The sequence below is a fragment of the Amycolatopsis sp. Poz14 genome (assembly GCF_006704225.1).
Lineage (GTDB): Bacteria > Actinomycetota > Actinomycetes > Mycobacteriales > Pseudonocardiaceae > Amycolatopsis > Amycolatopsis nivea.
Map to the genome: position 1 here is coordinate 3,638,489 of NZ_JACLHD010000001.1, position 21,645 is coordinate 3,660,133.

18 protein-coding genes and 2 tRNA genes are annotated in these 21,645 nt (G+C 69.1%); 11 read left to right on the plus strand and 9 right to left on the minus strand.

Annotation, left to right across the window (positions count from 1 at the left end; genetic code table 11):
* The first annotated feature begins 169 nt into the window (after nt 1–169).
* The 3 genes from FKO37_RS17510 (at nt 170) to FKO37_RS17520 (ending at nt 4,176) form a co-directional block, all read left to right on the plus strand.
* Nucleotides 170–1,207, plus strand: a complete 1,038-nt coding sequence (locus FKO37_RS17510) for a M48 family metallopeptidase (RefSeq protein ID WP_238605092.1) — start codon at nt 170–172, stop codon at nt 1,205–1,207.
* A gap of 365 nt (nt 1,208–1,572) precedes the next feature.
* Nucleotides 1,573–3,084, plus strand: coding sequence for a S1 family peptidase (locus tag FKO37_RS17515; protein ID WP_238605093.1), 1,512 nt, complete (start codon nt 1,573–1,575; stop codon nt 3,082–3,084).
* Nucleotides 3,085–3,219: 135 nt separating this feature from the next.
* Nucleotides 3,220–4,176 carry an RNA polymerase subunit sigma-70 gene (locus FKO37_RS17520; RefSeq protein ID WP_238605094.1) on the plus strand — a complete coding sequence of 319 codons (957 nt, stop codon included), beginning with the start codon at nt 3,220–3,222 and terminating at the stop codon, nt 4,174–4,176.
* On the opposite strand, the gene FKO37_RS17525 is transcribed toward FKO37_RS17520, so the two are convergent.
* Nucleotides 4,177–4,746 carry a dihydrofolate reductase family protein gene (locus FKO37_RS17525; RefSeq protein ID WP_238605095.1) on the minus strand — a complete coding sequence of 190 codons (570 nt, stop codon included), beginning with the start codon at nt 4,744–4,746 and terminating at the stop codon, nt 4,177–4,179.
* A gap of 91 nt (nt 4,747–4,837) precedes the next feature.
* Nucleotides 4,838–5,284, minus strand: a complete 447-nt coding sequence (locus tag FKO37_RS17530; protein WP_238605096.1) for a hypothetical protein — start codon at nt 5,282–5,284, stop codon at nt 4,838–4,840.
* A 259-nt stretch (nt 5,285–5,543) separates the two neighbouring features.
* Here FKO37_RS17530 and FKO37_RS17535 point away from each other — a divergent pair, with 259 nt between their 5' ends.
* The 4 genes from FKO37_RS17535 to FKO37_RS17550 all read left to right on the plus strand — a co-directional run bounded on the left by FKO37_RS17535 (nt 5,544) and on the right by FKO37_RS17550 (nt 7,594).
* The gene (locus FKO37_RS17535) at nt 5,544–6,005 is read left to right on the plus strand and encodes a hypothetical protein (RefSeq protein ID WP_134729642.1); all 462 of its coding nucleotides are present in this window, start codon (nt 5,544–5,546) and stop codon (nt 6,003–6,005) included.
* Between the two features lie 32 nt (nt 6,006–6,037).
* Nucleotides 6,038–6,286 carry a hypothetical protein gene (locus tag FKO37_RS17540; protein WP_238605097.1) on the plus strand — a complete coding sequence of 83 codons (249 nt, stop codon included), beginning with the start codon at nt 6,038–6,040 and terminating at the stop codon, nt 6,284–6,286.
* A gap of 334 nt (nt 6,287–6,620) precedes the next feature.
* On the plus strand, nt 6,621–7,070 hold the full coding sequence (locus FKO37_RS17545; RefSeq protein WP_051729002.1) for a DUF4240 domain-containing protein: 450 nt from the start codon (nt 6,621–6,623) through the stop codon (nt 7,068–7,070).
* Between the two features lie 179 nt (nt 7,071–7,249).
* A complete protein-coding gene (locus FKO37_RS17550; protein WP_078870498.1) occupies nt 7,250–7,594 on the plus strand; it encodes an ankyrin repeat domain-containing protein in 345 nt (114 codons plus the stop codon).
* Between the two features lie 290 nt (nt 7,595–7,884).
* Here FKO37_RS17550 and FKO37_RS17555 read toward each other — a convergent pair.
* Nucleotides 7,885–7,958 (minus strand) — tRNA-Pro (locus tag FKO37_RS17555).
* Nucleotides 7,959–8,083: 125 nt separating this feature from the next.
* On the opposite strand from FKO37_RS17555, the gene FKO37_RS17560 reads away from it, so the two are divergent.
* Nucleotides 8,084–8,157, plus strand: a tRNA-Gly gene (locus FKO37_RS17560).
* Here the strand turns inward: FKO37_RS17560 and FKO37_RS17565 are convergent.
* Nucleotides 8,109–12,764 (minus strand): HAMP domain-containing protein, encoded by a 4,656-nt coding sequence (locus FKO37_RS17565; RefSeq protein WP_051729026.1) that lies wholly within the window; start codon nt 12,762–12,764, stop codon nt 8,109–8,111. The genes FKO37_RS17560 and FKO37_RS17565 overlap by 49 nt on opposite strands.
* 242 nt (nt 12,765–13,006) lie before the next feature.
* On the opposite strand from FKO37_RS17565, the gene FKO37_RS17570 reads away from it, so the two are divergent.
* Nucleotides 13,007–14,518 carry a PP2C family protein-serine/threonine phosphatase gene (locus FKO37_RS17570; protein ID WP_037813923.1) on the plus strand — a complete coding sequence of 504 codons (1,512 nt, stop codon included), beginning with the start codon at nt 13,007–13,009 and terminating at the stop codon, nt 14,516–14,518.
* A gap of 30 nt (nt 14,519–14,548) precedes the next feature.
* Here the strand turns inward: FKO37_RS17570 and FKO37_RS17575 are convergent, their stop codons facing one another.
* Together FKO37_RS17575 and FKO37_RS17580 are read right to left on the minus strand one after the other, a co-directional pair.
* Nucleotides 14,549–14,698: a hypothetical protein gene (locus FKO37_RS17575; RefSeq protein WP_158714492.1), complete on the minus strand. Its 150-nt coding sequence runs from the start codon at nt 14,696–14,698 to the stop codon at nt 14,549–14,551.
* Between the two features lie 96 nt (nt 14,699–14,794).
* Nucleotides 14,795–16,102 carry a serine/threonine-protein kinase gene (locus FKO37_RS17580; protein WP_238605098.1) on the minus strand — a complete coding sequence of 436 codons (1,308 nt, stop codon included), beginning with the start codon at nt 16,100–16,102 and terminating at the stop codon, nt 14,795–14,797.
* Nucleotides 16,103–16,350: 248 nt separating this feature from the next.
* Between FKO37_RS17580 and FKO37_RS17585 the strand changes: the two genes are divergently transcribed.
* A complete protein-coding gene (locus FKO37_RS17585) occupies nt 16,351–16,803 on the plus strand; it encodes a MarR family winged helix-turn-helix transcriptional regulator (protein WP_238605099.1) in 453 nt (150 codons plus the stop codon).
* A gap of 100 nt (nt 16,804–16,903) precedes the next feature.
* Here the strand turns inward: FKO37_RS17585 and aspS are convergent, their stop codons facing one another.
* Nucleotides 16,904–18,148 (minus strand): aspartate--tRNA(Asn) ligase, encoded by a 1,245-nt coding sequence (gene aspS / locus FKO37_RS17590; RefSeq protein WP_238605100.1) that lies wholly within the window; start codon nt 18,146–18,148, stop codon nt 16,904–16,906.
* 289 nt (nt 18,149–18,437) lie between these two features.
* A complete protein-coding gene (gene xylA, locus FKO37_RS17595; protein WP_134663091.1) occupies nt 18,438–19,586 on the minus strand; it encodes a xylose isomerase in 1,149 nt (382 codons plus the stop codon).
* Nucleotides 19,587–19,665: 79 nt separating this feature from the next.
* On the opposite strand from xylA, the gene FKO37_RS17600 reads away from it, so the two are divergent.
* Complete coding sequence (locus FKO37_RS17600) at nt 19,666–20,799, plus strand: ROK family transcriptional regulator (RefSeq protein ID WP_238605102.1); 1,134 nt, start codon at nt 19,666–19,668, stop codon at nt 20,797–20,799.
* Here the strand turns inward: FKO37_RS17600 and FKO37_RS17605 are convergent.
* A complete protein-coding gene (locus tag FKO37_RS17605) occupies nt 20,796–21,518 on the minus strand; it encodes a dienelactone hydrolase family protein (protein WP_238605104.1) in 723 nt (240 codons plus the stop codon). The genes FKO37_RS17600 and FKO37_RS17605 overlap by 4 nt on opposite strands.
* Nucleotides 21,519–21,645: the final 127 nt, after the last annotated feature.

Here is a 21,645-nt window from a genome sequence, read left to right on the forward strand (position 1 = left end):
GGGCACGGCGGCGACCGCCGGCCCGGCGAGGGCGGTGGTCTGGACAACGCGGATATTCCTTGCGTGAGCCACTGCGTTTTCGTTAATGGGAAACAGCAGTTCAGCGCCGGGGAATCGGCCGGTGATCGTCGTTGAGTAGGCTGCTGCCAACGACTTCATTGGGGGAGCGATGACTGAAGAAATCGAACCGGTGCGCCGGGCCGCCGTCCGTTTTCCGGGAATCAGCCCGAGAGCCTACGAACACCCGGTGGACCGCGGCGCGCTCGCCACGTTGCGCGCGATGCCCGGATTCGCCCAGGTGATCAAGGCCGTCTCCGGTTTCTACAACGAACGCGGCGAACGGCTGATGGCACTGGCGTCGTCGATTCGCGTGGGACCGAAGCAGTATCCGGAACTCGACCGGCTGCGCCACGAATGCGCCGAAACGCTCGACCTTCCCGCCGTGCCGAACCTGTTCGTCTACCAGGACCCGCGGCTGCAAGCGTCCGCGCTCGGCATGGACGAGCCGTTCATCCGGATCAGCACCGCGCTCGTCGAGCGGCTGAGCCACGAATCGCTGCGGTTCGCCATCGGCCACGAAATGGGGCACGTGCTGTCCGGGCACGCGGTCTACCGCACGATCATGGTGCGCCTGATCAACCTCCAGATGTCGATGTCCTGGACGCCGGTCAGCGCGCTCGGCATCCGGGCGATCATCGCGGCGCTGAGCGAGTGGTACCGCAAGGCCGAACTGTCCTGCGACCGCGCGGGCCTGCTCTGCGGCCAGGACCCGACCGCCGCGCTGCGCGCGCAGATCCAGCTCGCCGGCGGCGTCGACCCGTCCCGCATCGACATCCCGTCCTTCCTCCAGCAGGGCGCGGAATACGAGTCGGGCGAAGACATCCGGGACAGCCTGCTGAAGCTGAAGTACGTCGAGACCGAAACCCACCCGTTCGCCGTGGTCCGGGCGACGCAGCTGCAGAAATGGGCCGCGTCCGGGGAGTACCGGGCGATCCTGACCGGCGAGTACCCGCGCCGGGACGACGACGCGCCCGCCACGGACTGGAAGGACGACCTGAAGTCCGCGGCGAAGTCGTACAAGGATTCCTGGACCGCCTCGGCGGACCCGCTGACGAAGGTCTTCACCGACGTCGGGGAGACGGTCGCGGACACCGCGAGCAAGGTGTGGGCCAAGTTCGGCGGGAGCTCGGAGAACGGCAACGCCTGAGGTCGGTTTCGCGCGGAAATGCGAAACCGGAAAAGGCCGCGGCGAAATAACTGACAATTCTTGTCTGCTCGGACGCCGACAAAGCGCAGCATCTTAACCGCGTATCCAGAGCCCGCGGAATGTGGGGTACGTCACCGCGTGCTGCGGTAATGGCGGCCTGATGTGCGCGATGGTATCTGCGGCGCGTGAGGGGATGGGGCGCGTCGGCAAACGGGGGAGGGGCATGCGGCAAACGGAGGAATGGCTTCCCGTGCCGCGGTGGATTCCCCGGCGTGGACCGGCCGTAATCGGCGAGTGCGGAAGATCCTCGCTGTTCTGTGGCCGGTAATCGGAGGAATTCAGCGTCCGAACGAAAGGGTTTCTTCATGGTGTTCAACCGGAAAGCTTCGCGCTTGGCCGGCTGTGTCGCCGGGGTGACCGCCGCGGGGCTGCTGGCCGCCGCGGCGCCGGCGAACGCGGTGGCCGGGGGTGCACCGGTCACCGGTGCCGCGGCGTCCTCGCTGGTCCGGCTCGCGATCGGGGGTGACGCGACCAGCGGCGGCCACGCCTGCACGGGAACCCTGGTTTCCTCGCAATGGATTCTGACGACCGCGTCGTGCCTCACCGGCAAGACCGGGGCGCACGCCGGCGACGGACTGGTCGACGGCGCGCCGCCTGCCGTCGCCGTGAACGCCGCGGTGACTGAAACCGGGAAGCCGACCCGGCAGATCGCCGTGGACCGCGTGGCGACGCGGACCGACCGCGACGTCGTGTTGCTGCGGCTGGTCGCGCCGGTTCTCGGGGCCAGCGCGGGGAATCTCGCCGCGACGCCGCCGCCGTCGAGCGGGCAGGTGACGGTGGCCGGGTTCGGCCGCACGGCGACCGAATGGATCCCGGACGCTCCGCAGTCGGCTTCGCTGACCATCGCGGCCGGCGCACCGGACCACGGACTGGCCCTCGAGGCGTCCGGCACGAGCGGCGTGTGCCGAGGCGACGCCGGAGCGCCGGTGTTCACTGCCGACGGGCGGATCACCGGCGTCATCACCGGTTCGTATCAGCACAACTGCCTCGGCGAGACCGCGACCAACCCGGCAGTGAGTGCCGCCCGGGTGGACGACCTCGGCGACTGGGTCACGGCGCACACCGTCGCGGGACACCACGGCCTGTACCGCGTCGACGCCAACGGGGCGGTCCTCGCCTATTCCGGCACCGGCAGCGCTTGGACGACCCTGGGCACCGGGTTCGACCGGGTCTACGCCGGGGAAAGCGCGGTGGTCGCGACCCGCGCCGACACTCACGACGTCTACCGCTACACCGGGACCCCCGGCCAGTGGGCGAAGATCGGCGGCCCGGGCGACGGGTTCGTGGTCAACGCCGACGGCGTCTACGGCTACAACGGCGGCGGCGTCCTGCGCTGGACCGGCACCGGCTGGGAAACGGTCGGCCCCGCCGGGACCGCGTTCTACGCCGCCGGCCACCTGCTCGCCCGGACCGTGCCCGGCACCGGCGACCTCTACCTGATGACCGCACCCGGCACCTGGGTCAAGATCGGCACCTCCGGCAGCGGCTTCGCGATCAACGACGACGGCATCTACGGAGCCAACGGCGGCGGCGTGTACCACTGGACCGGCAGCGGCAGCGCCTGGGCGAGCGTCGGCAAGGCGCAGAGCGCGCTGTACGCGGGCGCGCACACGCTGCTCGGCATCGAACCGGCCACCAAGGACGTCAACCTGCTGACCGGCAACGGCTGGACCCGCATCGGCGGCTCCGGCGACGCGTTCGCGGCCAACGCCGACGGCGTGTACGGCATCAACAGCGGCGGCATCTACCGCTGGAACGCCCAGTCCGGCGGCTGGGCGGCGATCGGTCCCGCCACCCGGGCTCTCGCCACTGACTGATCCCGCGCACCGGCCGTGAAGGACCCCTTGCGGGACTGGGATTCCCGCATGGGGTCCTTCACAGACCGATGAGAAATCCTCCGCCCGGTCGTCAGTTCTGGTGACCCCCTCTCCGCGGTGGAAGGATCGACGACCATGAGCCCGCCGGACACCGACGACCCAGCGCGCTTCGCGCTGCTGACCGAGCGCCACCGGCGTGAGTTGCAAGTGCACTGCTACCGAATGCTCGCGAACTACGAAGACGCCCAGGACCTGACGCAGGAGACCTTCCTGCGAGCGTGGAACAAACGGGAGTCCTTCAACGGCCGTGCTGCGCTGCGAACCTGGCTGTACCGGATCGCGACCAACGCCTGCCTCGATTTCCTGGACAAACGCAACGACCGCACCCCCGTACCGTCCGACCTCGCGGGCGCTGAGCTCCCGTACCTGCAGCCGTACCCCGACCGGATGCTCCCCGAGGATCCGCAGGAATCGGTGGTAGCGCGGGAGACGATCGAGCTGGCGTTCATCGTCGCAGTCCAGCACCTGCCGCCGCGGCAACGCGCAGTCCTCATCCTGCGCGATGTCCTGGGCTGGCCGGCACCGAAAGCCGCGGAAGCCCTCGAGCTGACCGTCGCGTCGGTAACCAGCGCACTGCAACGGGCGCGCGTGACAATGCGCGAGCAACTACCCGCCCGCCGCCTGGACTGGCGCAGCCCCGCCACCCACGAACTGTCGCAAGACGAGCGCGCCGTGGTGAAGTCGTACATCGAAGCCCACGAACGCAACGACCTCGACCGCCTCATGTCCCTTCTCCGCGACGACCTGCGCTTCGCGATGCTGCCCGACCCCGGCACCGTGATCACAACGGCCCGGGACGCCGTCAACGGCTGGGTCTCCGGCGGCCTCTTCCAGCGCTACGACGACTGGCGCTGCATCGCCACGACGGTCAACCGCATGCCCGCCGCCGCGCTCTACCTCCGGACCGCCGACGACCCGGCGTACCGGCTGCTGAACCTCGCGGTCCTGCACATCGCCGACGGAAAGATCGCCGAACTCACCGGATTCGAGGTCGCCGACAAACCATGGCTGGGCCTGGCCGCGACCCTGTGATCACCGCCTGGTCGCGTAGCGGGTCAGCATCACGCCGCCGGGAAACGTCCGCGTCTCGACCAGATTCAGGTTCACCCAGCTGTCCAGCGCGCTGAAGAACGGCGTACCGCCACCCACGAGAACCGGATGAGTGACCACCGCGTACTCGTCGACCAGCCCCGCCCGCATGGCCGCCCCGGCGAGCGTCGCGCCGCCGACACTCAGCGGCCCGCCGTCGCTTGCCTTGAGCCGGGCGATCTCGGCAACCGCGTCGCCAGCGAACAGCCGGGCGTTCCAGCCGACCTTGTCGATCGTCGAGGAGAACACCACCTTCGGAGTGTCCCGCCAGTTCCGCGCGAACTCGACCTCCGCCGCCGTGGCACCCGGCTGCTGGTCGCCGGTCGGCCAGTAGGAACTCATCGCCTCCCACAGCTTGCGCCCGTAGAGCGACATGCTGTTCGCGCGCTCCTGATCAAGCCACCACTGGAACAACTCCTCGCTCGGCGGCCCGCTCCAGCCGATGTCGTCTCCCGTCGCGGCGATGTAGCCGTCCAGCGTCAGGTTCATGCCGAAGATCAGTTTCCGGGTCATGTCAGCCTCCCTTGGGCGTCGATCGCACACATACAGACGGGCGGGGCGCGAAAACCTCATCGGGGGCTGTCAGGGCCATGCTGGATCTCCGTCAGCCCCACCACGACCTGGTCGCCGAGCCCAGCTCCGCCGGAGGCTCACCCCGCCCGGCGTCTTGGCGAGCCAGCACAGCCCGAGCCGGGGTGTCCAGTTGACTGCTTGGCAGTCGCGAACGACGCGGTCCACGGTCGTCTTCGACGGCAGCGGGCGGCCAGGGTTCGATGCCGGTGTCGCCGATCTCGCCCACGACCATCAGTCCTTTGCGGAGCAGGTAGCCGAGCACGGCGGCGAAGAACCTGGCGAAGCGATCGCTGTCTTCGGGAACCACCCGTGCTGTGTTGGTGATCAGCCAATCCAGCGAAACCCAGTCGTCGAGACCGTCCTCGATGGTCTCGACGACGAGCCGCTCGACATCATTCCGCGAGAACGGAAGCCTGCGCGCGGGAAACTGTTGCGATGAGCATCGCGACAATCGCAACGACGAGCCCGGCGACGCCACCCTCGACGTACAGCCTGAATGCGGGAGCGCACCCCGTGTCCTACACCCCCGCGGGATCTCGCGGCGGGCAGGGCGATTTGTGTCGGTGCGCACAAACGCTTCAGTGGGCCTCGCGAACGAATGGCGGAAAATTCTGACGGAAAAGGCGTGGCATCTGGGCTCACGACATGCACCGATCGCCGGGGTTCCGACTAACCTCGTACCCGATCCTGCTCCCTCCTCTGGAGTGGTTGCGTCAACGGCCAGGTTGGGAGTGAAAATGACTAACTTTTCGAACTTCGACAGCCACGGCGACCTCTACTACGGAGGCGGCGTGGCTCGGTTCTCTTTCGGCTTGCTGGTGGTTTCCTCCCCGGACAGTGTTGACGACCACTCGAGCGGGGACCCCGCACGCGAAAATGTGCACGCTGGCAAGGATTCAGTGCACGTGCCCGTTCGTCAGTCGGCCAGCGGGCTGGTTGCTGTCGCGTGTGTCGAAGAGCCCGTCATTCCGGAGGGGCTCGCGCTGGTGCATCGCGGCGTGATTCAGCTGGCTCGATCGTCGATAGTGCTCTACGACCCCAACGGCCAGCTTCGTTTGGAATTGCCCGTGGAACGCGACTTGAACGCGATATCCGTCTACGGCGACGACCCCGCAGAACCAGCCGAGGTCGTCGTGGTGCTAGGCGTTCCCCGACAACACCGTCCGGTGGCCGCTTCCTGGGGCCCAGGAAATAACTAGACAGCCTTGAGAGAATATTGATGGGAGCGAATATGACGGATATCGAGCAGTTGATGGATAAGCTGTGCCGCGCAGGCGTCACGGTAATCCTCAAGGCGGACGACGACAGAATGAGGGAGGGCGGCAAGCCGTGGACGTTGGTGATGTCAGGCCCGGGCCTCGGCGGGCAGGGATTCATCCGTGCCGAAGCCGCCAGCCTCGACGACTGCCTGGAACAAGGCCTCGAGCGACTGCGCGCCGAGTGCGACGGCTTCGAATGGCTGGCTGAGATCCAGCGCTGATCGGCCGGCGGCCTCAAGGATGAGTGATTGGACTGGAAATAAAATGACCGATCTATTCGCAGTGGTCGGCGAGGCCGCTGCCTGGATATTCGATCGCCGTGCAGATTTGGAAGACCGTGGCATGAGGGTAATCGTAGATTCGGGCAGCGACCGAATCTATACCTAGTCGAAACGGCCGCGGGTCGTTCGTGGATGAACTGCGGTGCGCACTTGGCGATCATGTGCGCGGTACCCAGCAGGACCGCGAGCGAGTTGAAGCCGGATTGATCGAAGAACAGGGCGGCATCGGTAATCTCAGCCACATTGTCAACTCACCCGGAGGGAACAGGTCCTGTTGGACGACCACGAGTTCTGGGCACTCGTCTCCTTGGTGCGGCAGGACCCTCCGGCGACGGATCAGGCCGCTTTCGCTCCTCTGGAAGAGGAACTCGGCAGGCGCGACGAAGCTGAGATCAAGAAGTTCGAGGACATCCTCGCCCAGCGTCTCTACGACCTGGACCGGTCCGAGTTCGCCGCGGTGCCGTCGGCCGCCACCGGTTTGCCTCTCTCCAACGATTCCTTCCTGTACTGCCGGGCAGCGGTGGTGCTGGCGGGGGAACAGGCCTACCGATCTGTTCTCGAAGACCCGGAAAAATTCGGTTCATACGCCGGGACCGGTGGACCAGAGGCCGAATTCCTGCTCTACGTCGCGCAACACGCATACGAGAGCTCGACAGGAAAAGAATGGGACCATGTCAGCCCTGTCGACTACGAGACGGGATCGAACCCGGCGGGCTGGAGCTGAAGTGGGGTTCGGAGACAAAGCCGTGCAAATTCGCCTCGCCAGAGAGTGAAGCACAGTCGGTTCGGGCGGATGTCCGCGTGGTTGGGATACCGAGCTCAAAATATTGACCTACCTCGCCGATCGCCTAAGAATTTCCGGGAATCAAAGCAGAGGTCACCAGTGGTGGAGAGGATGTTGTTGTGGTCGAGTATATGACGCCCGCACATATTGCGGTAGAGATGAGCGATCTTCCGGCTCTTCGGGATCTTTTGGATCAAGGTGTCGATGTCGACGAAGAATGCAACGGCATGACGCTCCTGCAGCATGCCATTGACGTCGAAGGCGATGGTCATGTGCAGACGGGCACTCCATTGCATGTCGATCTCACGGCTTATCTTCTCGCTCGCGGAGCCGACCCGCTTCGTCGAAGCACTGACTTCGAGCAGGTGACGGCAGAGGAGATGGCTCGAAGCTACGGTCACTGGCTGGCGCTTGCCCTGTTTGAAGCATGGAAACACCGCGAAAGTCGATCGTCTGATCTGTGATGTTGAGTCGGTGGCAGCGCAGCGATTGCTCCGGTGGTGCCGATGCCAGGTCATGCGATCGGGTCGGCGAGCCAGGTGCGGAAGAGTGCACCGTGTCGCAGTAGCCGCGGATGGGTGCGAGAGCTCTTGGGTTCCACCTTGAGTGGCGTAGATCACCCATCGATCAAGGCCTACCAGGCGAGCGAGCCGAGGTCAGTGCTCGGCGCGAAGGTGGCAAACCTCAAACAGAAGGGTGGCCGCGTCCGGCGGCACGAAAAAGGGGCTGAACCCGCAGGTCCAGCCCCTATCGGTCGGGATGACAGGATTTGAACCTGCGACCCTCCGCTCCCAAAGCGGATGCGCTACCAAGCTGCGCCACATCCCGGCACCCCCGAAGCCCGTGGTCCGGGAGCCTCATGAAGGCCTCCGGAACCCAGGTACCCGGGGGGTGTACGACCCACCCTAGCGGGCACGCTAAGCTTGCTTCGCTCCCGGGTCACCGAGGGCGCTGCGGGTGTAGCTCAATGGTAGAGCCCTAGTCTTCCAAACTAGCTACGCGGGTTCGATTCCCGTCACCCGCTCCAAGCACTTCCGAGTTCGAGGACGACGCCGCGTCCGCCTCCAGGCGGGCGGCGATCACGTCCAGCAGCAGGTCAGTGTCCACCGGCTTCGTGATGTAGTCGTCCGCTCCCGAAGCCAGCGTGCGTTCGCGGTCTTCCTCCGTCGCCTTCGCTGTGACGGCGATCACCGGCAGGTCTTCGTGGGCCGCTTCGGCTCGGATGGCTGCGATGGTGGCGTTGCCGTCCAGTTCCGGCATCATCACGTCCATCAGCACCAACGCGGTGTCCTCGTGGCGTTCCAGCGCCCGAATCCCGGCCACGCCGGTGTCGGCGTAGATGACTTCCAGGCCCGCTTGTTCCAGGACCGCTGCGAGGGCGAAGACGTTGCGCAGGTCGTCGTCGACGATGAGGACCTTTTCGCCGTTGAAGCGTTTCGGGGCGCTGTTCGGTTCGGCCACGGTGATGGTGCTCGGCAGGACCGGCAGCTTCGGGGTCGGGCGCACGGGGGTCGTCGGGGCGATCAGGTTCGCGGCGCCGACCGGCAGGTACAGCGTGAAGGTGCTGCCCTTGCCGGGGACGCTGCTGACGCGCAGTTCGCCGCTCAACAGCTCGGTCAGCTGCTGGCTGATCGACAGGCCCAGGCCGGTGCCGCCGTACTTGCGGCTCGTCGTGCCGTCCGCTTGGCGGAAGGCGTCGAAGATGACTTCCAGCTTCTCCTCGGGGATGCCGATGCCGGTGTCCTCGACGCCGAACGCGATGATCCCGGCCGCCGAGCGCAGGGACTCCTGTTCGACTTCCTCGGGGTCTGCCATCCGGATGTGCAGGCGTACGCCGCCCTCGTCGGTGAATTTCGCGGCGTTCGACAGGAGGTTCCGGAGCACCTGCTGGAGGCGGTGTTCGTCGGTGTGCACGCTGCCGGGCACCGGCGGGTCGATCATGACGGCGAACTCCAGGCCCTTGTCCGCGGTCAGCGGGCGGCACAGGGATTCGACGTAGTTCACCAGCTCCGGCAGCGTCACGTCGGACATCTGCAGGTCCAGCTTGCCCGCCTCGACCTTCGCCAGGTCCAGGATGTCGTTGATCAGCTGCTGCAGGTCGGAACCCGCCGCCCAGATCGTCTTCGCGAACTGGATCTGCTTCTCCGTGAGGTTGCCCTCCGGGTTCTCCGACAGCAGTTTCGCCAGGATCAGCGCGCTGTTGAGCGGAGTTCGCAGCTCGTGCGACATGTTCGCCATGAATTCGTTCTTGTACTGCGACGCGACCGTCAGCTGCCCGGCCCGTTCCTCGAGCTCCTGGCGGGCCTGCTCGATCTCGATGTTCTTGACCTCGATGTCGCGGTTCTGCTGGGCCAGCAGCGCCGCCTTCTCGGCCAGTTCGGTGTTCGACCGGCGCAGTTCGCCCTGCTGGGCCTGCAGCTGCTCGGACCGCGCGCGCAGTTCCTGGGCCAGCCGCTGCGATTCGGTCAGCAGCGCTTCCGTGCGCGAGTTCGACAGGATCGTGTTCACGTTGACGCCGATCGTGTGCCGCAGCTGCTCCAGCAGGTCCAGGTGCACCGCGGAGAACTCGTTGACCGACGCCAGTTCCAGCACGCCGAGCACCTCGCCCTGGAACAGCACCGGCAGCACGATCACGTTGACCGGCGGTGCCGAGCCGAGCCCGGACGACACCAGCGCGTACTCCGGGGGAGCGCCGTTGACCAGTATCGTCCGCCGGTCCACCGCGGCCTGGCCGATCAGCGATTCGCCGAGCCGGAAACGCAGGCCGGTGCGCGCCTGGGCGAGGCCGTAGGCGGCGATGCAGTCGAGCAGCTTGTCCGGGTCGCCGGCGTCCTCGTCGTCGTGCGCGATGAAGAACGCGCCCTGCTGCGCGCTCACCAGCGGGGCCAGCTCCGACAGGATCAGCGTCGCCACCGACGCGAGGTCGCGGTGGCCCTGCATCCGCCCGGACAGCCGCGCCAGGTTCGTCTTCAGCCAGTCCTGTTCGCGGTTCGCGGAGGTGGTCTCCTTGAGGTTCGCGATCATCTGGTTGATGTTGTCCTTGAGGTCCGCCAGCTCGCCGGACGCGTCCACGGTGATGTGCCGGGTCAGGTCGCCCGCGGTCACCGCCGTCGCGACCTGGCCGATCGCGCGGACCTGCGTGGTCAGGTTGCCCGCCAGCTGGTTCACGCTCTCGGTCAGCCGCTTCCAGGTGCCGGACACGCCTTCGACCTCGGCCTGACCGCCCAGCTTGCCCTCGGTGCCGACCTCCCGGGCGACCCGGGTGACCTCCGCGGCGAACGCGGACAGCTGGTCGACCATCGTGTTCATCGTGGTCTTGAGCTCGAGGATCTCGCCCCGGGCGTCGACGTCGATCTTGCGCGACAGGTCGCCGCGCGCGACCGCCGTCGTGACCTGCGAGATGTTCCGCACCTGACTGGTCAGGTTGTGCGCCATGAAGTTGACGTTCTCGGTCAGGTCCTTCCACGTCCCGGCCACGCCGGGCACCCGCGCCTGACCGCCGAGGATGCCTTCCGTGCCGACCTCGCGGGCAACCCGCGTCACCTCGTCGGCGAACGCGCGCAGCGTCTCGACCATGTCGTTCAGCGTTCCGGCCAGCGCCGCGACCTCGCCCGCCGCGTCGATGGAGATCTTCTTCGACAGATCGCCGTTCGCCACCGCGCTCGCCATCGTGGCGATGCTCCGGACCTGCACGGTCAGGTTGTCGGCCATGACGTTCACGTTGTCGGTGAGGTCTTTCCAGATCCCCGCGACGCCGGGTACGCGCGCCTGGCCGCCCAGCCGTCCTTCGGTGCCGACCTCGCGGGCGACCCGGGTGACCTCGTCCGCGAAGGCGGACAGCTGGTCGACCATCGTGTTCAGGATGTTCTTGAGCTCCAGGATCTCGCCGCGCGCGTCGACGGTGATCTTCTGCGTCAGATCGCCGCGCGCCACGGCCGAGGTGACCTGGGAGATGTTCCGCACCTGGTCGGTGAGGTTGTTGGCCATGAAGTTGACGTTGTCGGTGAGGTCCTTCCAGGTCCCCGCCACGCCCGGCACGGTCGCCTGACCGCCCAGTTTTCCTTCCGTGCCAACCTCTCGCGACACTCGGGTGACTTCGTCGGCGAAGGACGAGAGCTGGTCGACCATCGTGTTCAGCGTCGTCTTCAGCTCGAGGATTTCGCCGCGTGCGTCGACCGCGATCTTCTTCGTCAGGTCGCCCCGCGCGACCGCCGTCGCGACCTGCGCGATGTTCCGGACCTGCGCGGTGAGGTTGTTGGCCATGAAGTTCACCGAGCCGGTGAGGTCGCGCCAGATGCCGGCGACCCCGGGCACGGTGGCCTGGCCGCCCAGCTGCCCTTCGGTGCCGACCTCGCGGGCGACTCGGGTGACCTCGTCGGCGAAGGACGAGAGCTGGTCGACCATCGTGTTCATCGTGGTCTTGAGCTCGAGGATCTCGCCCCGCGCGTCCACGGTGATCTTCTGCGTCAGGTCGCCCTTCGCGACCGCGGTGGTCACGTGCGAGATGTTGCGGACCTGGTCGGTCAGGTTGTCGGCCATCTGGTTGACCGAGTCGGTCAGGCCGCGCCACGTGCCGGCCGCGCCGGGGACCTCCGCCTGACCGCCGAGGCGGCCTTCGGAGCCGACCTCGCGGGCGACTCGGGTGACTTCGTCGGCGAAGGATGAGAGCTGGTCGACCATCGTGTTCAGCGTCGTCTTCAGCTGCAGGATCTCGCCCCGCGCGTCGACGTCGATCTTCTTCGTCAGATCGCCCGCCGCGACCGCCGTGGCGACCTGCGAGATGTTGCGGACCTGGTCGGTCAGGTTGTCCGCCATCAGGTTCACCGAGTCGGTGAGGTCGCGCCAGGTGCCCGCCACGCCCGGCACGCGCGCCTGGCCGCCCAGGCGTCCCTCGGAACCGACTTCGCGCGACACCCGGGTGACCTCGTCGGCGAAGGACGAGAGCTGGTCGACCATCGTGTTGATGGTGTTCTTGAGCTCGAGGATCTCGCCCCGGGCGTCGACGTTGATCTTCTGCGTCAGGTCGCCGCGGGCCACCGCGGTGGTGACCGAGGCGATGTTCCGGACCTGCTCGGTGAGGTTGTCGGCGAGGAAGTTGACCGAGTCGGTGAGGTCGCGCCACGTCCCGGCCACGCCGGGGACCTCGGCCTGACCGCCGAGGCGGCCCTCTCCGGCGATCTCCCGCGACAGCCGGATCACTTCGGCGGCGAACCGCGACAGCTGCGCGTTGAGGCCGTTCACGGTCTTCGCCAGCTCGGCGTACTGCCCGCGCAGCGGACGGCCGTCCAGCTGCAGCGCCATCGGCTGCGACAGATCGCCCTCGGCGACCGCGCCCAGCACCCGGTCCAGCTCCACGACCGGGCGGCTGACGTCCTCGATCAGGCCGTTGACCGTGTCGACCGCGGTGGCCCAGCCGCCGGGGCCGATCTCGGTGCGCACGCGTTCGGTGAGCTTGCCCTCCTGGCCCACCTCGCCGCGCACGCGCATGAGTTCCGTCACGAGCCGCTGGTTGCGCTCGGCGATGTCGTTGAACGCCGACGCGAGTCGGGCGGTGATCCCGTCGCCGTGCGCCACGAACCGCCGCCGGAAGTTGCCGTCCCCGAGGTCGTGGACCGCGGCGAGCAGCCGCTCCAGTGCCGCGACCTCGTTCGCCGGGACGGAATCCGGGTCAGGGGCCCCGGAGTTCCGGGGGCTCCCGGAAGCCTGGGGAGTCTCTGTCATCTCTGCCGACCTTCCCACCACGCGTGTGCCAGCCATGGTCGTCGACCCAGCCTGCCACGGTTCGCCCTACACTTCGACCCAGTCCGCCCGCGCACACTGTGCCAACCTGGAAGGACCAGGACCGTCAGGTCGACCCGGAGGCAGGAGGTTCGTGCATGGTGTCACGGCCCGCTCCGGCGTCGGCCCTGCCACCCGGCGCCGAGCTGCCCGGGCACGCCGGTTTCTGGCGCTCGGTGCTCGACGACGTCCGGGAGCCGGTGTTCCTCCAGGACCCGGAAGGCGCCCTGCGCTGGGCCAACGCGGCCGCGCAGCGGCTCGGCCCGGCCGAGCTCGTCGGCGTGACCGAGACCACCGGCAAGGTCGGCCACCGCCCGGCCAAGGTCCGCGCGCTGCCCGGCGGCTGGCGCGCCTGGACCGTGGTCGACGACGGCCGCCGCCGTCCCGAAGAGTTCCTCGCCGAGGCCGGTCCGAAACTGGCGCTCGCGCGCGGACGGCACGGCACGGCCCGGGTGATCGCCGAGCTGGCGGCGTCCGCCTTGGGCGATTGCGCCTTCGTGCTGCTGCCGACGACCCGCGGCCGCTGGGAATGGTGGAGCTGCACCGAGCACGGCGCGGCGGGCCACGGCCGGATCCGGCGGGTGCCGGCCCAGCTCGCGCCCGTGGTGTCCGACGCGGTCACCGACGTCGCCCGGCCCGAGGTCCGCGCGGTGCCCGCGACCGAGGTCGCGGCGCTGCCCGCGGCGGTCGCCGAGCCGTTCGAGGGGCACCTTGAGGTGTCAGTGGTTTCGTTCGGCTCCGGCATGGCGGGCGCGGTGCTGCTCGGCAGGCGCGGCGAGCCCGCGTTCGGTCTCTCGCAAGGCGAAGCCGTCGAGGCGTTCGCGGACGCGGCCGGCACGGCGCTGGCCAACGCGCAGCGCTATGCCCGCCAGGAGGAAGCCACGCGCGGGCTCGAATCGACGTTGCTGCCGACGCCGCCCGCGCAGGTCGAGGGCGCGAATTTCGAGCTGTGGTACGAACCCGCGGGCGGGGTGCTGGGCGTCGGCGGCGATTTCTACGACGTCCTTTCCCGCGACGACGGCAGCGCGTTCGTGGTGGTCGGCGACATCTGCGGCAAGGGCGCCGAGGCGGCCGCGCTGACCGGACGCGTGCGGCATTCGCTGGCCGCGCTGCATCTCGTCGAACGCGACGGCCGGACGATGCTGCGGCTGCTCAACGAACTCCTGATCTCCGGCGGCAGCAACCGGTTCGCGACGCTCGTGCTCGGTTCGGTCGCGGCCGCCGAGTCCGGGCTCGACGTCACTCTCGCCTCCGGCGGCCATCCCGCCCCGCTCGTGCTGCGGCGCGGGGGCGGGGTCGAGGAGATCAGCGTGCCCGGCACGCTCGTCGGCGTGTCGCCGCAGGCCCGCTTCGCCGAGGCGACGACGCATCTGGACGAGGGCGACGTCTGCCTGCTCTACACCGACGGCGTCACCGAAGCCCGCAACCGCACGGAATCCACCGAACTGTTCGGCGACGAACGGCTTTACACGGTGCTGGAGGACTGCGTCGGGCAACCGGCGCGCGAGGTCGTGCGCCGGTTGCGCGAGGCGGTGCGGGCCTGGCTCGGGAATTCCGGCCACGACGACATCGCGGTGCTGGCGATCGAGGCCGCGCCGCGGGCAGAGTAAGCACCGTTTTCCTTGCCCGGCACCGGAAAGCTACTTCCCGGGCCGGGTCTCCGGCTCCGGCGCTCGCTCCGGTTCCGGAACCGCCTCGGCGTCCGGTTTCGGCTCGGCCGTGCGGGCGGGTTCCGGGCGCTCGAAGTGTTCGCGGCACTGCCGTCCGAACCGGCGCGAGTGTGCGGTCATCGGTTCCACCTCCCCGGCTCGCCACCAGGATCGCGCGCCGGGACGGACTTCGCCACCGAATTGCGCCGCGTCAGCCGACCGGGTGGTCCGGTCTGTCTAATGTGGAGGCTTGCCGCTCGGCGGACCGGTGGCCGTGTTGCGGGGCGGTTTCGTCTGTCCTGGCGGGGTTTTCGGCGGTGTCCGGCCCGGCTGGCTCGTCGGGCTGACCTGGCTTTCCGATGCCGGCGCGGTCTGGGCCGTCGTGCCGGGCGGAACCGCCGTGGTCTGCACGGGCGGCGTCGCCGCGTTCGTCGAACGGACCGGCGGCGCGGACGGCGAATGCCGCGGCGCCTGGTCCGGGGAATCGGACGGAGCGGACGACGGCGGAGAAACCGGAACCGGTGCCGGGTCGAGGCCCGGCGCGGACCCGGTGCCGGGGCGAAGCGGAGACGCGAACAGCAGCGTTCCGGCCGCGACCAGCACGACCGGCAGGCCCGCCGCGAGCACCGCGCGCCGCCGCGAGACCCGGTGGCGGCGGCAGAAGACGGCCAGCCGCGTTTTGATCGGAAGCCGCAACGTTTCCGTGCCGCGCAACGCACGCGCCACGGCGGTCGCGGAGGGTCTTTCTTCCGGATCGCGCATGGTCATCGCGCGCAGAGTCCTCGCAAGCGGTTCCGGCGTGCCCGGCGGCACCCGCGGCGATCGATGCAGCCGCACTACCGCGGTTTCCGCCGCCGTACCCGGGTATTCGCGGACGCCGGTGAGACATTCCAGGAGGACGAGCCCGAGCGCGTACACGTCCGAAGCCGGGCCGGGGTGCTCGCCGAGCACCTGCTCCGGCGAAAGGTACGCCGCCGTGCCGACGACCGCGCCGGTGTCGGTCACGCGGGTGGCGTCCACGATGCGCGCGACGCCGAAGTCGGCGATCCGCGGGCCGTCGTCGGACATGAGGATGTTGGCGGGCTTGAGGTCGCGGTGGGTCACCTCGTGCGCGTGGACGTGAGCGAGCGCCTCGGCCAGCTGCGCGCCCAGTTCGACCACCCGGTCGGCGGGCAGCGGCCCGGAGCACAGCCATTCGGACAGGTTGGGCCCGTGCACGCAGTCCATGACGAGGTACGCGTACCCCTCGTCGATTCCGGCGTCGACGAACCCGACCAACCCCGGATGCCGCACCGCGCGCAGCGCCGCGATCTCCTGGTCCCGGCGGTTGCGGCCCAGTTCGACCGCTCCGGCGTGGAACAGCTTGACCGCCACCTCGGCGCCGGTTTCGCGGTCCTCGCCGCGGTGCACGCTGGCGGTCGCGCCTTCGCCGATCCGCTCGCCCACCTCGTACCGGCCGGCCAGGACCAGCGGAGCGGGCCCGTACCGGCCCAGCGCGAACCGTCTCGCGGTCGTGCCCGCGTCCGCATCGCCGGTGCCGGTCATGTGCCGCTCGCCTTTCCCCCGGGTAGCGGGGACAACTTACTCGCCGCCGGGCGAGGACAAAAGCTGAGCCGCGGTCCGGGGGAGGACGCACGAGGTCACGCCGCCGGGCGGACCTCCCGGCGTTTCGCGAGTACAGTGGCAGCTGAGTACTACCGGCGCGCGCAATACTTGCAGTCACATTGACCTGCGCCGATGCTGCTCGGGGCCCGCGGCCGCCCGCAACCGGGGCCGTCTGGAGGAGGTGCACCATGTCGGTGTCGGACGACGCCGTCGAGGCGCGCGCGCAAGGCTGGCGGACGCTGGCGGCGCTGCACGCGCGGATCGAAGACCGGCTGAACCGCGCGCTGGAAAGCGAGCACGAGCTGTCGGTGAGCGAGTACACGGTGCTCGACGTGCTCGGCCGCCAGGACGGCTTCCACCTGCGGATGAGCCAGCTGGCCAACGCGGTGGTGCTGAGCCAGTCGGCGACGACCCGGCTGGTCACCCGGCTGGAGGAGCGCGGCCTGCTGTCGCGCTACCTGTGCCAGGACGACCGGCGCGGCATCTACACCGAGGTCACGCAGTCCGGGCAGAAGCTGCTGGCCGCCGCCCGCCCGACGCACGACACGGCGCTGTCCGCCGCGCTCGCCGAGGCGGAGGAGCTGCCGGAGCTGGCGCCCTTGGTCACGGCGCTGGGGTCGCTCACCTTCGCTGCTCAGTGACGTTCCGTGAAGGACTCCTTGAGGGAACCAGATTCCCTTAAGGAGTCCCTCACGGACCGCACATCCCGCGTACCAGGCCAGCGGCACCTTCGAGGGGCGATCAGGGCCGCAGGCGGTGCAGGTCCCGGGGGAAGAGCGTCGCCCCGCGCACGTTCGCCACGCCGAGCACGCGCGCGACCCAGCGCTCCAGCCCGATCGCGAACCCGCCGTGCGGCGGCATGCCGTACGCGAACGCGTCGAGATAGTCGGAGTATTGCCCGGCCGCCTCGCCGAGCACGGCGAGGTAGTCCGCGTGCCGGTGCAGCCGCTGGCCGCCGGTCACGAGTTCCAGGCCGCGGAAGAGCAGGTCGAAACTGTTCGACCGGGCCGGGTCCGCCGGGTCCGGATGGGTGTAGAACGGCCGTTTCGCCATCGGGTATCCGGTCACGAACAGGAATTCCGACCCGTGTTCCCGCTCGGCCCATGCGCAGAGCCAGCGTTCGTGCGCGGGCGCGAGGTCCGGTTCGCCGCGCGGGTCCTCGCCGGTGTTCCGGGCCAGAAGTTCTTGCGCCGCGGCGAAATCGATCGACGGGATCTCTTCCGGCACCGTCGGCGCGTCCGGTCCAGCCGCGGCGGCCATCTCCGCTACGACGTCGCGCAGCACGGCCATGACGTCGCGGTGGTCGGCGATGAAGCCCAGTTCCGCGTCGAGACTCGTGTACTGGGCCAGATGCCGTGCGGTGTCATGCGGTTCGGCCCGGAAAACCGGTCCCACCTCATACACCCGCTCGAACACGCCGACCATGGCCTGTTTGAAGAACTGCGGCGACTGCGCGAGGTAAGCGGGACGGCCGAAGTAGTCGAGCTGGAACACGTTCGCCCCGGATTCCGTCGCGGTGGCAACGATCTTCGGCGTATGAATCTCAGTGAATCCCTGCCTGTCCAACGCCCGGCGGAACGCCGCGACACTGGCCGCGGCCACCTCGAATCGCCGCCGCAGCACCGGATGCCGCAACGCGACCGCGGCATTGTCCAGCACCACCGGCAACCCGGCGGCCACTTCGGGCCGATAAAGATCGAACGGCGGCCGCTTTTCCGGCGCGGACAGCACTTCCAAAACCGGTTCTCGCAGTTCAATTCCTTGCGGCGCCTGCGGATTGGCGACCACCTGCCCGGTGAGCCGCACGACGGTCTCCTCGGCGACCTCCGGCGGCTCGGCGAACACCGCCTGCGCGGTGCCGGACCGGTCGCGGACGACCAGGAACGCCACGGATTTCAGCACGCGCCGGCGGTGCACCCAGCCGGCGATCGTCACGGTGGAGCCCACGCGGTCACGCAGGCAGGCCACCGGGGTGCGGGTACTCATTCCTTCTCCTGAGCGCACTCGGCGACCCCTTGGGGGTGCGGGCGAGAAGGGACACTCGCGGTGCCACCGCACCTTCGCCGCCGAGTGGGCGGCCTCGTTCTGGCCGGGTGACGGCGGCCGGGCCGGCGGGGCATTTCCTCCCCGCACTCAGGAGTGTCTTCGCGCAGGGCCGCGACGCTGCCTTCTCACCGGCGGCAGCTCTCTGTCCCTCGCGGCGCCCTGCGCTACTCGTCTCCGTCAACGTGTTGCCCGCAACGGTAAAACACCGCCGCCGCCCGCGTCGCCTGATTTACCGGACGCCCAGCAGGTGCTCCAATGCCAGCTGGTTGAGCCGGGTGAAGTGGTAGCCGCGGCGGCCGGCCGCTTCGACGTCGAACTCGTCGGCGGCCAGATCGTCCAGGGTTTCGCCCTCGGACAGCGTCGGCGTCGCCAGCTCCGGCACCCGCGACGCGGCGAGCGCTTCGGCGACCTCCGGATCGGCGCGGAAGGCACGGGCTTTCTCGCGCAGGATCAGGTAAGTGCGCATGTTCGCCGCCGCGGAAACCCAGACGTCCTCGGGATCCTCGGTGCGCAGCGGTTTGTAGTCGAAGTGCCGCGGGCCGTCGTAGCCGCCGTGCTCCAGGAGGTCGACGAGGAAGAACGCGCTGGCGAGATCGCCGTGCCCGAAGATCAGGTCCTGGTCGTACTTCGGGCCGTGCTGGCCGTTGAGGTCGAGGTGGAACAGCTTGCCCTGCCACAGCGCCTGCGCGATGCCGTGCACGAAGTTCAGCCCGGCCATCTGCTCGTGGCCGACCTCCGGGTTCAGCCCGAACAGCTCGGGCCGCTCCAGCTGCGAGATGAACCCGAGCGCGTGGCCGATCGTCGGCAGGAGGATGTCGCCGCGCGGCTCGTTCGGCTTCGGCTCCAGCGCGAACCGCAGGTCGTAGCCCTGCGACACGGCGTAGTCGGCGAGGACGTCGAGCCCCTCCTTGTACCGGGCGAGTGCGGCGCGGACGTCTTTCGCCGCATCGGATTCCGCGCCTTCGCGGCCGCCCCACAGCACGTAGGTCTGCGCGCCGAGTTCGGCGGCGAGGTCGAGATTGCGCCGGACCTTGGTCAGCGCGTACCGCCGGATGTCGCGGTCGTTGCTGGTCAGGCCGCCGTCCTTGAAGACCGGGTGGCTGAACAGGTTCGTCGTCGCCATCGGCACGCGCAGGCCGGTTTCCTCGAGCGCGCGCTTGAACTTGGCGATCGCCGTGTCACGGTCCGGTTCGGTGGCGAGGAGGTCGTCGTCGTGGAAGGTGACGCCGTACGCGCCCAGTTCGGCCAGCCGGTGCACGCTCTCGACCGGGTCGAGCGGCGGGCGCGTGGCGACGCCGAACGGGTCGGCCGCGGGCCAGCCGACGGTCCACAGTCCGAACGAAAATTTGTCCTCCGGTGCGGGGGCGTAGTCGGCCATGCCCGTCCCTTCATTTAGTTCACGTTGTAGACTAAATACTGCGCTACGGTCGTCCCGGCCGTCAAGAGCGGAGGTCTGCATGGAACCGGTCCGGCACGACGCGATGCGGGCGCGGAACCTCGAACTGGTGCTCGGCGAGATCAGCCGCGGCGGCCCGCTGACCCGCGCCGCGCTGGCGGAGCTGACCGGGCTGACCAAGTCGACGGTGTCCACTTTGGTCGGCTCGCTGCTGGACGCGGGCTTCCTGTCCGAGACCGCCGCCGTGCGCGCGGGGGAGCGCGGCCGGCCCGGGGTCGAGGTTTCGCTGAGCGGCGCGCGGATGGCTTCGCTGGGGCTCGAGGCCAATGTGGACTATCTCGCCGCGTGCGTTCTGGACTTGACCGGCACGGCCCGCCGGTCGGTTCGCATCGAGCGGGACAACCGCGGCGTGCCGGCGGAAACTGTGCTGAAGGCGGTGCGGGAACTGGCTTCCGCGGAGTTGGCCGAAGCGCGCGAGCTGGGCTTGACGGTCGCCGGTGCGGTGCTCGCGGTGTCCGGCCCGGTGCGGGACGGCGTGGTGCTGAGCGCGCCGAACCTCGGCTGGCGCAACGTTCCGGTCGAGCTGGAGCTGCCGGTCCCGGTTTCGGTGGACAACGAGGCGAATCTCGGTGCTCTCGGCGAGCTGTGGTTCGGTGCCGGGGCGGCGGATTTCCTTTACGTGTCCGGCGAGATCGGCATCGGCGCGGGACTGGTCGTGGACTCGCGGTTGTTCCGCGGCACCGGCGGTGAATTGGGGCACGTGCTGGTTTCCCCGTCCGGCCCGTCCTGTCGCTGCGGTGCGGCGGGCTGTCTGGAGACCTACGCCGGGCAGGAAGCAATGCTCGCCGCGGCCGGAGTGTCCACAGTGGACGCGCTCGCCGCCGCCTTGGCCGCGGGTGACGACGCGGCGTTGTCAGCTGTTTCGGCAGCGGGGGAGGCTCTAGGTCTGGCGCTGGCGTCGGCGGTCAATCTCGTGGATGTGGACCGCGTGGTGCTCGGCGGCGTATTCGGGCCGCTGTTTCCCTGGCTGGCTCCCGCTGCGGAGGCCGTGCTGCGGACGCGGTTGACCGGCCTCCGCGGTTCGGTGCCGGTGCTGAGCCCGTCCGCACTCGGCGATTCCGCCGCGACGCTGGGTGCGGCGGGCCGCACCATCCACGGCGTTTTGGCTGACCCGGGGCCGTTCCTCGCCCGTTAGCCGAGGTTGTCGGCAAGCAGGGTCACGACGTCGCGCCAGGCTCGCTCGGCCTGCACCGGGTGATAGCCGACGCCGGGGAGGAGCCGCTGCTCCGGGCCGATCGGCGGGTGGTGGAACGCGTGCTGGGCGCCGCCGTAGACGGTGAGCCGCCAGTCGACGCCCGCCGCCTGCATCTCGGCGGCGAACGCGTCCCGTTGCGCGGCAGGCATGATCGGGTCCTCCGAGCCGACGCCCGCCCACACCGGGCAGCGGATGTTCGCTGCCTCGCCCGGACGGCCGGTGACCAGGCCGTTGATCGTGCCGATCGCGCGCAGACCGACGCCCGCGCGGCCGAGTTCCAGCACGATCGCGCCGCCGGTGCCGTAGCCGATCCCGGCGATCCGGTCCGGGTCGGTCCGCGGTTCGGCGAGCAGCACGTCGAGCGCCGCGCGGCCGATGTCGCGCATCCGGTCCGGGTCGTCGAGCAGCGGCAGGCAGCGCGCCAGCATCTCGTCGGGATCGGTGAACCAGCGTCCGCCGTGGATGTCGAACGCGAGGGCCACGTAACCGAGTTCGGCCAGCGCGTCGGCCCGTGCGCGCTGAAAGTCGTTGAGACCGGTGCCTTCCGGCCCGATCAGGACCGCGGGCCGAGGGCCGGTGCCCGCGGGGAGCGCGAGACGCCCGACCATGGTGAGGCCGTCGGCCGGGTATTCGACGGTGCGCGTCGTGACGGTCTCCATGAGAACCCACCGTAATGAGCGCCGGGGTCAGGCGGGGTGCTGTTCACCGTCGGCGGACACGTCCATTCAGGTGACCCTCTCGCGGCGCTCCCGGAAATATGTTAGGAAAGCTTCCTAACTAAAGGAG